The sequence below is a fragment of the Candidatus Binatus sp. genome (assembly GCF_030646925.1).
In the GTDB taxonomy this organism is placed as follows: domain Bacteria; phylum Desulfobacterota; class Binatia; order Binatales; family Binataceae; genus Binatus.
The window spans coordinates 1-13650 of the sequence record NZ_JAUSKL010000080.1; the positions used below are offsets into that span (position 1 = coordinate 1).

Consider the following 13650-nt stretch of genomic DNA (forward strand, 5'->3'; position numbering starts at 1 on the left):
CGATCGCCACGATCGCCTTGAGAATCACCTCCGGACCGATCCCCGCCGGATCGCCCATGCTGATCGCGATCGTCGGCGTTGATTTTTTGCTGGCTGCCATCGCGACCTAGTACATCGTCTCGACGTAATGCTTCTTCACCAAGTCAGTTTCGATCCACGACTGTATTCGCGTGTTGGTCTGTTCGTTCATCAACGCGTTCCGAATCTGATCCTTAACCTCGGGCAGCGGCTTCAAACCCGGCACCTCGTGTTCCTCGAGCTTGACGATATGAAATCCGTGCTTGGTTCTAATCACCACCGAAATCTGCCCCGGCTTGAGACCCTTCACCGCCGCGAGGATTTCATCCATCACGTCAGTCGGCTCGAACCATCCAAGCTCGCCACCATTAGCCTTCGAGTCGTCGTCGGAATAGGTCCGCGCGAGATCGTTGAAGTCCTGGCCCTTCGCCGCGCGCGCATAAACCTGATCGGCCTTCTTCTGCGCTGCCGCCACTTGCTCGGGCGTCGCGTTGGCCGGCACTTCGATCAGAATCTGCGCGAGCTTCAGCCGTTCCTTCTTCACGGTGAAATCCGCTTTGTGCGCGTCGTAGTAAACCTGGATGTCCGCATTCGAGACTTGAATCTTCTCGCGCACCTGCTGCTGAACCATCATGGCCTTCTGCAGGTCCGCCCGCGCGTGCTTGCGCAACTCCTCGTAGCTCATGCCCTGCGCCTGCAGTTGCGCGCGCAGTTCCGCATCGCTCATGTGCTTATCGGCGCGCACCTGCACGATGTACTTATCGACCTGCGCATCATCCACTTTGTCCTGATAGTTCTTAACTTCGCTTTCGAGCAGCTTCTGTCCAATCAGCGCCTTCACCGCTTTCTTTGCGATCGGATTGGTCGAGAATTCGTCGGACGGAATCGGATTGCCAGTCGCCGCCGCAAATTCGATCGCTTCGCGCTGAGTGATCGGCTCGCCATCGACGCTCGCGACGACCTGATCGACATTCGCGCCGCCGACCGCACCAATTGGTGGCGACGATGCTTCCGGTACGACCACCGGCGATGCTACCGCCGGACCTGGCGCCGGCGCAGCGCTGCTCGAGTGCGACGCGGCACTGCTCGATTGCGGACTCGAGGCTGATGCAGCGGGAATCGAAGCCGCTGCTGGTTTCTTCGAGGTGATCGATTTGATCGTCGAGCATCCGGCCGCGGCGCACGCGATTGCCATGACCACCATCGCAACGCAAGCCGACGCCGGCGCCGCCGCCGTTTGGCGCGCCCGCTTCAGCTTCACCGATGTCTGAATCCGCATCGCCTAGTTGAGGACCTGCCCGGCTTTCATGGCTGGCCAGTTGTCCAACTTTTCACAGCCCGCCAGCGCCTGCAAGATACCGTTCAGTTGCGCGAAGATCTGCTCGTATTCGCCCGGCTCGATTCGCACGATCACCTGGTACGACGGCGTCAGCCGCATCGTGCCCCGATTCTGATCGGCCAGCTTTACGAGCCGCGCGGTCTCGACCGGCGCGTCCGGATGAAAGCGGACCTCGAGCTGCGCGCCCTTCAGAATCGCGCTCAGGATCATCAACTGCTTCATCTGCCGCCGCACGTTCATCGCCGCGATCAGATTCTCGATCAGCGTCGGCACCGGTCCGAATCGATCGCGCATCTCGTCGCGCAACTCCTCCAGGTCCTCCTCGTTCTGCGCCCGCGCGAGCCGCCGATACAGCACCAGCCGCTCGTTCTCATCCGAAACGTATGCCGCCGGGATGTACGCCGGCACCGAAATCTTGAGCTCCGGCTCGAAGTCGGGGCGATGCGGCTCGCCGCGCAATTCCGCGATCGCCTCTTCCATCATCTCGGTGTAAAGCTCGAAACCGACCGCCACGATCTCGCCCGATTGCTCGCTGCCCAAAAGATTGCCCGCGCCGCGATGCTCCAAATCGGCCAGCGCCAGCTTGAATCCGCCGCCGCCGCTCTCGCTCTCGACCAGCTCGCGCAGCGCGTCGATTCGCCGCTTCGCATCGCGCGTGATGATGTGCTCGCCCGGAATCAGCAGATACGCGTACGCCTTCTGCCGCGAGCGCCCGACCCGTCCGCGCAGTTGATAAAGCTGCGCCAGGCCGAAGTGATCGGCGCGATTGATGATCATCGTGTTGGCGTTCGGGATGTCCAGCCCCGATTCGATAATCGCGCTGCACACCAGCACGTTGATGCGCTTCTCAATAAAATCCCGCATCACGTTTTCGAGTTGGCGCTCGTTCATCTGGCCGTGCGCGATCGCGAGCTTCGCCTCCGGCACCAGCGCCCGCAGATGTCCCGCCATGTAGTCGATATTCTCGACGCGATTGTGCACGAAAAATACCTGGCCGCCGCGATTCAGTTCGCGCAGCATCGCGTCGCGAATCGTGTCGTCGTCGAAGTGCGCGACGAACGTCCGAATCAGTTGCCGATCCGGCGGCGCCGTCTGAATCACCGACAGATCCCGGATTCCCAGCATCGCCATGTGCAGCGTGCGCGGAATCGGCGTCGCCGTCATCGTCAGCACCGGCACCAGCTTTTTGAGTTTCTTGATGCGCTCCTTGTCGGCCACGCCGAATCGATGCTCTTCGTCGATCACCAGCAGGCCCAGCCGCGGGAACTGCACGTCGCTCGAGAGCAGGCGATGCGTCCCCACGACGATATCGACCTTGCCGCGCGCCACTTCCTCGATCGTCGCGCGATTTTCCTTCTGGCTGCGGAATCGCGAAACCATCTCGACCCGCACCGGATAATCCTTGAAGCGTTCGCGAAACGTATTCCAATGCTGCTCCGCGAGAATCGTCGTCGGCACCAGCACCGCGATCTGCCGCCCGTCCATCGCCGCGATAAACGCCGCGCGCAGCGCAACTTCCGTCTTGCCAAAGCCGGCGTCGCCGCAGATCAATCGATCCATCGGCTTTGCCCGCGTCAGATCCCGGATCACATCATCGATCGCCGCCTGCTGATCGGGCGTCTCCTCGAATTCGAATCGCTCCGCGAAATCGGCATAGTCGCCCCCGGGCTGCGGATACGCATGACCCTCGAGCACCTCGCGCGCGGCATAGATATCCAGCAACTCGGCCGCCATCGCGAGCACCGCCTGCCTGGTGCGCCGCTTGACCTTCTCCCACGAGCCGCTGCCCAGCTTGTCGAGCTTGGGCTCGCCATCGTCGCCGCCGATATACCGCTGGACGAGATTTATCCGCTCGACCGGCACGTACATCGTATCGTTGCCCGCATATTCGAGATGCAAAAAATCGCCCTCGACTTCCGCGACCTTCAGATGCTTGAGTCCGCGATACTTCGCGATTCCGTGATCGATATGCACCACGTGATCGTCGGGCTTCAGTTCCTGCAAGTTCAGCAGCGCGCCTTTGCCGGTCTCGCGCCGACGCCGCCGCACGCGCGGCTCGCCGAAAATCTCCTCTTCGCTGTAGATGTAAAGTCCGTCAGCCTGCATCACGACGCCGGCCGAAATTTCACCCTCGATTATCGCCGGCCGATAATCGGGCCATTCGAGCAACGCGCCAAAAGTTTTGCATTCCGTGTTGACATCGACTTCCCACGCTTCGAGATGACGCTTTAGCCGCGCGACCTGGTTAGGCCCCTCGACCACCATCAGCGCCCGTCCCTGTCCGCGCTGGATATTCTTGAGCTCGATCGCGAGCGGCTCGAAACTCGGCGGCGTTCGCGCCCCGCTCAGATTGTTCGCGCCCAGCTTCAGGCTCGGTTGCGTTTTGATTTCGACCGGTGCGGCCCATCCCTCGCGCGGCGCCGTCATCGTGACCAGCGACCCGACTTCCACCGCGGTGAATTTACCGAGCGCGCCCTCGAACACATCGATCGACAGGAACAACGATTCGACCGCGGGATGAAACGCCGGCTTCTGGATCGCAGCCGTCGTCTCCCGCGTGATCGTGTCGCTGAATCGATTCGCCTCCGCGAGTATCCGTCCGGGATCGATCATCCACAGCAACGCAGTCTTCGGCATGTAATCGAAAATGCTGTCGAGCGCGCGGCCGTAAACATACGGCATCAAAAGTTCCGCGCCCGGAAACAGCAGACCGTTCTCGAGCGTCTCCGCGAGTTCCGCCGCCTCCTTGCGAATCATCCCGATCTCGGCGGCCCGCAATGCGACCGCGTCGGCGAGTTTCGGATTTTTCAGCGCCGACGGCGGCACGTATCGAGTGCGGATGATCGTCGCCTCCGTCAGCTCCTCAGCCGAGCGCTGGCTCGCCGCCTCGAAATGCCTGATCGAGATCACGACGTCGTCCTCAAGCTCGATCCGAATCGGATCGTTGTATAGCGGCGAGTACGCATCGACGATTCCGCCGCGCACGCTGAAGTCGCCGGGCTCTTCGGTTTGCGGCACGCGCTGATATCCGCACGACGCCAGCGCATCGATCAGAATCTCGAAATCCAGCCGGTCGCCAATCGCCAACTTGATTATCGATTCGTTGAAAATCGCGCGCGGAATGGTGCGCGTCATCAGCGCTTCCGCCGAAGTCACGACCAGCGGCGCAGTTTGCCGCAGCAGCGCGTAGAGCGCGCCAAGCTGCGACGCCTGCGCATCCGGTGGCGGGGACAACTGCGCCATCGGCTTCACTTCCCACGAGCGCATCAGATGCACCCGGCGCGTCGCCGAGTCCGCCGTCTGCGGCTCATCGAGAAAGAACCCTACCTCGGCAGCGAGCGCCTCCGCTTCCGACTGCAGCGACGCGATCACCACGACCGGACGGCGGAGTCGCAGCGCCATCTCGCGCAGCATCAACGCGTTCGACGCGCCGCGAAGTCCCATCACCGGGAAGCGGCGCTCGCGATTGGCGGCGAGCCGTGCTTCGAGTTCTCCCGCCGCTTCTTTCAGGCTTCGTGGCAATGTTTTCGATTCCGATGCGCAAAATCGCCCTCCGGCGATGCGTCCCACAGAGGCGCACACGCTGGCAGCGTGCTCACATCATAGCAGAGAATTTGTTCTGAGCAGCTTCGCGCGACGGCTCGGATACTCGATCAGTTGGCCGCGCTCTCCGCGCCCGGCGATGATGCGCGCGCCGGCATCGACTTGGTCGCCGGTGCAGCCGCCGTCGCCGGCGCAGGCCCATTGGCGATCGTCTCGCGATCCAGATGCATCGCGATTCTCATCGTGCGATGCGCTCCGCCGGGCAGCGGCCGAATCACCGTCACGTAGGTCGTGTCGCCGGGCCGCAGATGCCCCAGCGAGTCCGTCAATTCCTTCTGATTACGCACGCGCTTGTCGTCCACCGCGACGATCAGATCGCCGTCGCTGCCTAGCGCGCCCGATCGCTTGAGCAGCGGCAGCGCGACCAGCGCCAGCGGACCGAGTGCGCTGCCGGCGAGTCCGCCCACCACTCCTATCGCGCTCGGCGGCTGCTTGCCGCGCAGCCCCGCCTTGTCCGCCGGACTGCCCGGGTACACGCTCATCACTTCGAATCCATGCTCCTCCATGCCGAGGTAGCACTGCGTTGAATACTCGAGCGACGCGCCGAGATAAGGATGATGGTCGCCGTCGGGCTGCGGCCGAAAATTTCGATCGAGCGCCGCGAGCTCATCATGTTGTCGAAATTGCCGCGCGGTCGGAATCTCGTCGATCGTCGCGGGCGGCGTATCTGCCGATGGCTGCGGCTCGACCTCGAGCGTCTTGGGCTGCGATTGAAGCCCGCGAAGAATCTTATCGTCGTTCTCGAATTGGGATTCGAAAGTAGGCTTAGCGGGGTCCAGCGAATCTTCGCTGAAGCTGTCGGCGAGCGGGAGCAGCAGCATCACCAGCGTGCAACTTAAGACCAACGGCGCGGCGCGCATACCCGATCACCTCGCAGCTTGATGCTGTGAGATTAGGTTCGATTCCTCCTTGTCTCAAGAGCAAAAATGTCCCGCCTGAAATCCACACTTAATACCTCGCCCGCTTTGTTGCGGGAGAGGAAAGCCGAGGCGCGTTAGCGACGAGGTAGGTGAGGGTGCAGTCGGCGCGCCGAGAAAAGCCGGAAACGGATCCGGGATTCTTCGCTCCGGCAGCCTCCGCTCTGAATGACAGAAAAGGTCGCGTGCCGCGAGATCGCATCGAGTCGCGATCACAACCGCCGCCCTCAATGCGTGAAACTCTCGCCGCCCGACGACGCGCTCGCGCTCGGCGGCGCCGCATTCGCGATCGGCTCGCCCACGGCGCCGACCTTCACCGCGATCTTCATCGTCTTGTGCGCGTTGCCAACCGGCCTGATCACCGTGAGATACATCGTGTCGCCAGGTTTGAGCCGCGCCATCGCGTCGTCCAGGTCGCCTTGACTGCGCACCCGCCGATCATCTACCGCGACGATTAGATCGCCGCCCTGCCCGAGCGCGCCGCCCTTCGCCAGCAGCGGCGTCACCAGCAGACTCAGCGGCCCGAGCATCGTGCCCGCCGTCGTTCCGGCCGCGCCCGCCGCCGTCATCCCGGTCGCCGACTTCAATCCTGCGCGCTCGGCCGGGCTGTTCGGATCGACGCTGACCACCTCGAGCCCGTGCTCCTCCATCCCCATGTAGCACTGCGTCGCGTACCTGACCGACAGTCCGAGATACGGCCGCCGACGATCGCGCATCTCGCCGCCACGATCAGGACTCTGCCGAAAGCTCGGCTCGATCGAACTGTTTTCGTCGCCCGGCCGAAATCCCCGATCGCTCGGTATCTCGTTTACGCTCGGCCGCGGCTCGACTGCACCTGGCTGTGGCGCAATCTCGAGCGTGCGATCGTCCTCGCCTGGTTGGCCCGCGAGCCCCGGATTCGCCTGCATATCGCCGCCCTGCCTCGCGGCGTGAGTGCCCGATTGGTTCGGCGCCTGCGCGATCGCAAAATCGGTCACCGCAAATATCGCTGAGGTGGCGATACACAAGGCTAAAGTCTTTCCGAGATTCATTTCGCTTGATACTCGATCGCGCGGCGATGCTGAAATCATAGGCCCGCCGCTGCCGACCCTCAAGCCACCCTCGAAATGGCGTCCCAACGAATTGCCTTGAAGCAAATCTGACCGCATGCGAAAGTTTCGACTCTAATACCATGAAAATCATTGCGACCGTTGCGCTACAGCCTCAGCATCGCGCGACCATCTACAACGCCGCGCCCGACGCTGAAATCGTCGATCGGCCTTGCCGCACGCAGGACGAAGTCACCGCGCTCGTCAGCCAGGGATGCGACGTGATGCTCACCTTCCGCACGCCCGACGATCCGCTGCGAGGCGCCCCCGGCCTCAAGTGGGTGCAGTTGCTGAGCGCTGGCGCCGACCACGTTCTCTCCGGTCCGATGAAAGCCACCACGATTTCGCTTACGACCGCAAGCGGCATCCACGCCACGCCGATCGCCGAGTACACGCTGGCCTCGATGCTCTCCTACGCGCATCGCATCCATCTCTCGATTCGCGCGCAACTGCGCCACGAATGGCTGCGCAGCGGGCAGTTCATGTCAATCATCGACGACCTTCGCGGCCGCACCCTCGGCATCATCGGCTATGGTTCGATCGGGCGCGAAACCGCCCGCCTCGCGCAGGCATTCGGCATGACGGTACTCGCGTTGAAGCGCGACCCGCACGATCGAAAAGATCACGGATGGACTCCGCCTGGTCTCGGCGATCCCGAGGGAACGATCCCGCAACAATTTTTCGGTCCCGGAGAGCGCGAAGAAATTCTGCGCGAGAGCGATTACGTATCGGTCACGCTGCCGCTCACCGATCACACGCGAAAATTTATCGGCGCGCGCGAGTTCGCCGCGATCAAGCCCGGCGCGTTCGTCGTCAACATCGGACGCGGCGAGGTGATCGATGAAGCCGCGATGATCGCGGCGCTGAAGGACGGCAAACTCGGCGGCGCCGGCCTCGACGTCTTCGAACATGAACCGCTGCCGGCCGAAAGCCCGCTGTGGGACATGGAAAATGTCATCCTGACGCCGCATATGTCGGGCGCCAACCGCGGTTACATGGACCACGCCTGCGAACTATTCGCCGACAATCTGCGCCGTTTCGCCGCGAATCAACCGCTGCTCAATCTGGTCGATCCAAAGTGGGGCTATTGAGTCCCGTCCCGCGATCGCTGCAACTCTGGGTAGGGCTGGGCGTCCCTGCCCCAGTCTCTGGGTAGAGGTGGGCGTCCCTGCCCACCCTCATCGTCCTCCCTACTTCGGCTTCGCCGGCTAAATCTCCGTGATCCACATCTACTCGTACTCTTTGATTTCCGGCCAGCGCTTAAATGGATTGTTGAAAATGTACGTCAGCTTCTCGGTCAACTCGCCCTCGGGAGAAACAATTCGATCATAGTAACTCGTTTGCCAAATCCTGCCGGTCCTGCCGAACATCCGTTGGAAAGCATTGGCACTGAACGATTTCCAGGAATGGATTATTTTCCCTAAATCCTCGTCCCCTTTGGGCTGCAATATCGCGTGCACATGATCGTCCATCACGACGTATCCGAGCAACTCGTACCTATCATGCTTGAAATGGCGCAAAGTGAGTACAACCTGCGTCCGTTCCGGCGGCTGCAACTCACCTTGTCCGCGTCTGAGTCTCCAAGTCACGAAGTACGCGGCCCCGGCCAATCTCAAATGCGGATTCGATCGACGAATCTTTTTTGACGGTGATTCCATCTGCGTCGGAACCTCGATGCAGACTGGTAGCACCGGACTCGGGCCCGCTCTCCTAACGCTTTTTGCGCCAACCCTGCCGGACGTGGGCAGGGACGCCCACCCTACCCCAATCGGTATCCTTTGCGAGTCCCCCCAGCATTCGCACGGCAATGGTGTGCGCTTTAGCTGAGATGTCTGAGTCATCGCGCCGTCGCGATCTGGGTAGGGGTGGGCGTCCCTGCCCACCCTCATCGTCCCCTAAGCTTCGATGCCAATCACTCTCGCCCTTTCAGCGCGGCAAGGAATTTTTCCTTCAGGCCGTCGAACGGTCCATTCGACATAAATAATGCGACGTCGCCGGCGCGCGCGTCATCGAGCATCCGCTCAAGGATCTCGTCGTTCGAAGCGCACGCCATCGCGGCCGCGCCGTGCGAACTGATCTCCGATGCGAGCATTCCCGTATCGAGCCGCTCACCTTCGGGAATCGGATCGTTCTCCTTGAAGTACACCGGTCCCAGATACACGCGCGACGCGCGGCTGAAAGCGCTCGCAAATCCGCGTTGAAAAACGTTGCGCCGCGCCGTGTTCGATCGCGGCTCAAACGCCGCAAGAATTCTGCGCCCCGGAAACCGTTCCGCGATCGCTTCCAGCGTTACGCCGATCGCCGTCGGATGATGCGCAAAATCATCCACCACCGTCACCCCCGCCGCCTCGCCGATTATTTCCTGGCGCCGCACCACGCCCTTGAACGTCCTGAACCCGTGCGCAATTTCGTCATCCCGCACGCCGAACGCATTCAGCAGGACGTACACACCGAGCGCGTTCGCGACGTTCATCCGTCCGCCAATCGGCAGATGCATTTGCGCGACGACTCGCGCGCCGTCGCGCGTGATCGAAAACTTCGCGCCGTCCGCGCCCACCTCGACATCCGACGCCTGGAATTCTCCGCCACGCAAACCGAATGTGATCCTCCGCGCACGCGCATCGCTGGCGACTTCGAGCGCATGCGGAAAATCCGCGCATAGCGCGAGCACCCGCGACGAATCCATCTGCGCGGCCAGCGCGCGAAAACTCGCTTTCACGTGCTCGAGATCGCGATAGATGTCCGCGTGATCGAACTCGACCGCCGTGATGATCGCGCCGCTTGCGCGGTAATGCAGAAACTTCGGCCCCTTGTCGAAAAACGCGGTGTCGTATTCGTCACCCTCGATCACAAAATCTTCGCCGCGCCCCAGCCGATAGTTCGATCCGAAATCCTTGGCGACTCCGCCCACCAGCATCGACGGATCGCGCCCCGCGCTCTCCAGCACGTGCGCCATCATCGCCGTCGAAGTCGTCTTGCCGTGCGTCCCCGCGACCATCAGCACGCGATGATTCTTCAGGAAGAAGTGCCAAAGCGCCTCGGGCATCGAGAGATACGGAATCTCGGTCCTGAGCAGCGCGACCGCTTCCGGATTGATTCGCGGGATCACATTGCCGACGATGACCAAGTCTGGTGCTATAAAGTCCGGCGCGAGCGTCAGATTCGCCGCCGCGAACGATCCGACCACCTCGACTCGCGAGTTTCGCAGCAGCGACGCGGTCGGCTCATAGAGTTGATTGTCCGAGCCGGTTACGCGGTAGCCGCGCTCCGTCAGCATCCCCGCGAGCGCCGCCATCGCGGTGCCCGCCACGCCAATCAGATGAACGTGTTTGACCGCACTGGGAATTTTTGCGAGGCGTGCAGCGCTGGCGGAATCAGCCACCGTCGATCGCTTCCATGATCATGTCGTGTATTTTCGGACGGAACTCGCGGATCGCCTGGTTGGCGCGCTTCGGATGAACTCGATTCGTCAGCATCGAAATCGCGATCTCGCGCGCCGGCTCGATCCAGATCGAGGTGCCGGTGAACCCGAGATGCCCGACCGCTTGCGGTGAAAAATGATGCCCCGAGCTCGAGCCCTGCGGCGACGGCGTGTCCCATCCGAGCGCCCACGTCGAGCCCGCCACCGTTTTGTCGCGCGTCCAGAACTCGCGAATGATCCGCTGCGGCACAAAATCCGAGCGGCCCGCGTAGCACGCGATCAATTCCGCGGCGATTCGATCGACCTCGCGCACCGGCGCGAACAGTCCCGCGTGCCCGGCGACTCCGCCCATCGCAAACGCGTTCTCATCATCGACTTCGCCGACCAGCATCCGCTTGCGCGATGGACAAATCTCGGTCGGCGCGAACATGTCGGCCACCGGCTCGAGCCGCCGCGAGCGCACCAGCGAGATATCGATATAGTCGGTCGCGCGGAGCCCGAGCGGCCGAAAAATCTTCTCGCGGCAAAACCGGTTCAGCGCGACGCTCGAAACTTTTTCGATCGTCTCGCCCAGCGTGATAAATCCTTCGTCGGAATAAATCGCCTTGGTGCAAGGCGGCGCTTCCGGTTTCTCGCGATGGATTTCCTCGTAAATGAATTCCTTCGAGCCGTAACTCGCCATGAAATTGACCCGCCCGCCCTTCTCGATTTCCGCGACGCGCTGATAGAACGGCCGCCACGCCGGCAGGCCCGAGCAATGCGCTAGCAGATGGCGGAACGTCACGCCGATTTTTCCGTGCACGCCGAAGTTCGGGAAAAATCGCGTCACCCGATCATCGAGACGAAATTTGCCGTCGCGCGCGAGCATCATCACCGCCACCGTCGTCGCCAGCGCCTTCGTCAACGACGACAAATCGTAAACCGTGTCGATTTTAAGCGGCGAACGCTCCGGCACGATCGATCGAAATCCGAACACGCCCTCGAACACGACGTCCGCGCCGCATCGAACCACCACCGTGGCGCCGGGGATGATCCCTTGCTCGACGGCGTCGTTGAAAGCTCGCTCGACTTCACTCCATCCCAAGCGCGAATCCCCCGCTAGGTCGTGACTGCTCGCTCTGTGAATACGATCCGCCGCGCCGCGCCGTCAATTTGCGCCGCCACTCCGAACGGGATCGTAAAGTTCTCGGTGCCGTGCCCCGCCTCGATTCCATACAACACCGGACAGCCCGCTTCGGCGGTCTGCGCCGCGATAAACCGCGCGATCAAACGCGCCTCCTGCTCGTCGCCATCGACCGGCCTGATTGCGCCAAACACGATTCCCGCCACCCGCGCCAGCGCACCCGACTGTCTTAGCTGCACGAGCATCCGATCGATTCGATACGCCTTCTCGCCGGTGTCCTCAATAAAGAGAATCCGGCCGTCAAAATTCGGCGCGTACGGAGTGCCAAGCGTCGCCACCAGCACCGATAGGCATCCGCCGATCACGTCGCCGCGCGCGACCCCCGGATGCATCGTTTCGCGCGCCTCCAACTCGAAGCCATTAAGCTCGCCGCTCAGAAGCCGCTGCATGTGCTCGAGCGAGCGGGGACTCAGTCCGCGCGCAAAATCCATCGCGACCATCGGTCCGTGGAACGCCACCACGCCCGCGCGATCGACCATCGCATTCAAGATGAATGTCTCGTCCGAAAATCCGACGAACACCTTCGGCGTCCGCGCGATCGCCTGAAAGTCGAGCAACGGCATCAGCCGCCCGCATCCGTAACCGCCGCGCGCCGCGAAAATTCCTTTCACCTCGGGATCGGCGAAACATGATTGCAACTCGCGCGCGCGATCGGCGTCGTCGCCCGCGAGGATTCCCGATCGCGCCAGCAGCCGCTCCGACACCTTCACTCTGAACCCCAGCGACGCGAGTACGTTGACGCCGCGCTCCAGATGCGCCCGCTCGATCGCCGCCGCCGGCGCAACCACCGCCACGGTGTCTCCGGCCTTCAGCGCCTTCGGTTTGGTCGCTCTTCGATTCACGATGCTTGCGCGACTTTACCAGAACCCTCCCGCGAACGCTCATTGCTCGGCAGCGCCGCCGCCGTTTTCATCCTGTGCGGATTCGATCGCCAATGATCAGTCGAAGCTCAGGATGATCTTGCCGAAGTGCTCGCTCGCCTGCATCATGCGATGCGCCGTTGCAGCTTCCGAGGCCGGCAGCACCTTGTAGATCGGCGGCCGCAGCCGGCCCGCCTCGAGCGCCGCGCCGAACCGCGCGACAAACGCCGCGATGATCTCCGCCTTCTCCGCCGCCGGACGCGTGCGCAGCGTCGATCCAAAAATCTTGAGATGCCTTCGCAGTACCGCCGCCAGATCGATCTCCGCGCGCGCGCCGCTCATCAGCCCGATCAGCACCAGCCGTCCGCCGTGGGCGAGCGCTTCGATATTCCCCGCGAGGTACGCGCCGCCGATACTGTCGAGAATCACGTCGACGCCGCGCCCACCGGTTGCAGTCTTGACCGCCGCCGCAAACGGGCCGTTCTTGTAGTTGATCGCGATATCGGCGCCGAGCTTCAGACATTGCTCGCATTTTCCGTCGGAGCCCGCCGTCACGATCGATCGCAGCCCCGCTTCCTTGATCAACAAAATCGAAGCGGTGCCGACTCCGCTGCCGCCGCCGTGAATCAGCGACGTCTCGCCGTCCTTCAATCCGGCCAGCATGAAGAGGTTGAGAAACGCGGTCAGAAAAACCTCAGGCAGCCCCGCGGCTTCCGCGAAACTCATCGACGACGGGATTTTCATCGCCGACCCGTGATGCGCCGCGGCTTTCTCCGCGTAGCCGCCGCCCGGCAGCAGCGCCATCGCGCGATCGCCGACCTTCCATCCGCTCACCGACGCACCGATCGCCGCGACATCGCCCGCGCACTCGAGGCCGATTATCTCCGACGCGCCCGGCGGCGGCGGATAAAATCCCTGGCGCTGCAGGATGTCCGCGCGATTCAGCCCGGCCGCCCGCACCCGAATCATGATCTCGTCGGGCTTGAGCGCGGGCTCCGCGACCTCGGCGAGTTTGAGAACATTCTCGTCGCCCGGTTTTTCCGCAATCACTGCTTTCATGGCAAAATCACCGCAATCATTGATCGTTAGGCTGCACCAGGCGCGATCGAAGAGTCAAAAGAAAATCGCAGCACGGTTAGCGGCGCCCCGGCCTGGGTAGTCGCGGGCCTCCGTGCCCGCGATCCTCACCGTTTGATACCCGCGGGCACAGAGGCCCGCGGC

General features: G+C 62.5%; 10 protein-coding genes. 1 reads left to right on the plus strand and 9 read right to left on the minus strand.

Annotated features, from left to right (window positions below):
* Positions 1-106: 106 nt before the first annotated feature.
* The 4 genes from Q7S58_RS14070 to Q7S58_RS14085 all read right to left on the minus strand — a co-directional run bounded on the left by Q7S58_RS14070 (position 107) and on the right by Q7S58_RS14085 (position 6854).
* The gene (locus tag Q7S58_RS14070; protein WP_304826802.1) at positions 107-1297 is read right to left on the minus strand and encodes a peptidylprolyl isomerase; all 1191 of its coding nucleotides are present in this window, start codon (positions 1295-1297) and stop codon (positions 107-109) included.
* Between the two features lie 3 nt (positions 1298-1300).
* Positions 1301-4879, minus strand: a complete 3579-nt coding sequence (mfd, locus tag Q7S58_RS14075) for a transcription-repair coupling factor (RefSeq protein WP_304826805.1) — start codon at positions 4877-4879, stop codon at positions 1301-1303.
* 131 nt (positions 4880-5010) lie between these two features.
* Positions 5011-5820: a PDZ domain-containing protein gene (locus Q7S58_RS14080; RefSeq protein WP_304826808.1), complete on the minus strand. Its 810-nt coding sequence runs from the start codon at positions 5818-5820 to the stop codon at positions 5011-5013.
* Between the two features lie 284 nt (positions 5821-6104).
* Positions 6105-6854, minus strand: a complete 750-nt coding sequence (locus Q7S58_RS14085; RefSeq protein ID WP_304826811.1) for a PDZ domain-containing protein — start codon at positions 6852-6854, stop codon at positions 6105-6107.
* Positions 6855-7048: 194 nt separating this feature from the next.
* On the opposite strand from Q7S58_RS14085, the gene Q7S58_RS14090 reads away from it, so the two are divergent.
* Positions 7049-8056, plus strand: coding sequence for a D-2-hydroxyacid dehydrogenase (locus Q7S58_RS14090; RefSeq protein WP_304826814.1), 1008 nt, complete (start codon positions 7049-7051; stop codon positions 8054-8056).
* 138 nt (positions 8057-8194) lie between these two features.
* On the opposite strand, the gene Q7S58_RS14095 is transcribed toward Q7S58_RS14090, so the two are convergent.
* From Q7S58_RS14095 to Q7S58_RS14115, 5 genes are all read right to left on the minus strand, one after another.
* Positions 8195-8623 (minus strand): transposase, encoded by a 429-nt coding sequence (locus Q7S58_RS14095; protein WP_304826817.1) that lies wholly within the window; start codon positions 8621-8623, stop codon positions 8195-8197.
* Positions 8624-8877: 254 nt separating this feature from the next.
* The gene (gene murC, locus Q7S58_RS14100; RefSeq protein ID WP_304826820.1) at positions 8878-10347 is read right to left on the minus strand and encodes a UDP-N-acetylmuramate--L-alanine ligase; all 1470 of its coding nucleotides are present in this window, start codon (positions 10345-10347) and stop codon (positions 8878-8880) included.
* Positions 10340-11470: a serine hydrolase gene (locus Q7S58_RS14105; protein WP_304826823.1), complete on the minus strand. Its 1131-nt coding sequence runs from the start codon at positions 11468-11470 to the stop codon at positions 10340-10342. Before Q7S58_RS14105 ends, murC begins: the two co-directional genes overlap by 8 nt.
* A gap of 14 nt (positions 11471-11484) precedes the next feature.
* Positions 11485-12411: an LD-carboxypeptidase gene (locus tag Q7S58_RS14110; RefSeq protein WP_304826826.1), complete on the minus strand. Its 927-nt coding sequence runs from the start codon at positions 12409-12411 to the stop codon at positions 11485-11487.
* A gap of 96 nt (positions 12412-12507) precedes the next feature.
* Positions 12508-13488, minus strand: coding sequence for an NAD(P)H-quinone oxidoreductase (locus Q7S58_RS14115; protein WP_304826831.1), 981 nt, complete (start codon positions 13486-13488; stop codon positions 12508-12510).
* Between the last annotated feature and the right edge of the window lie 162 nt (positions 13489-13650).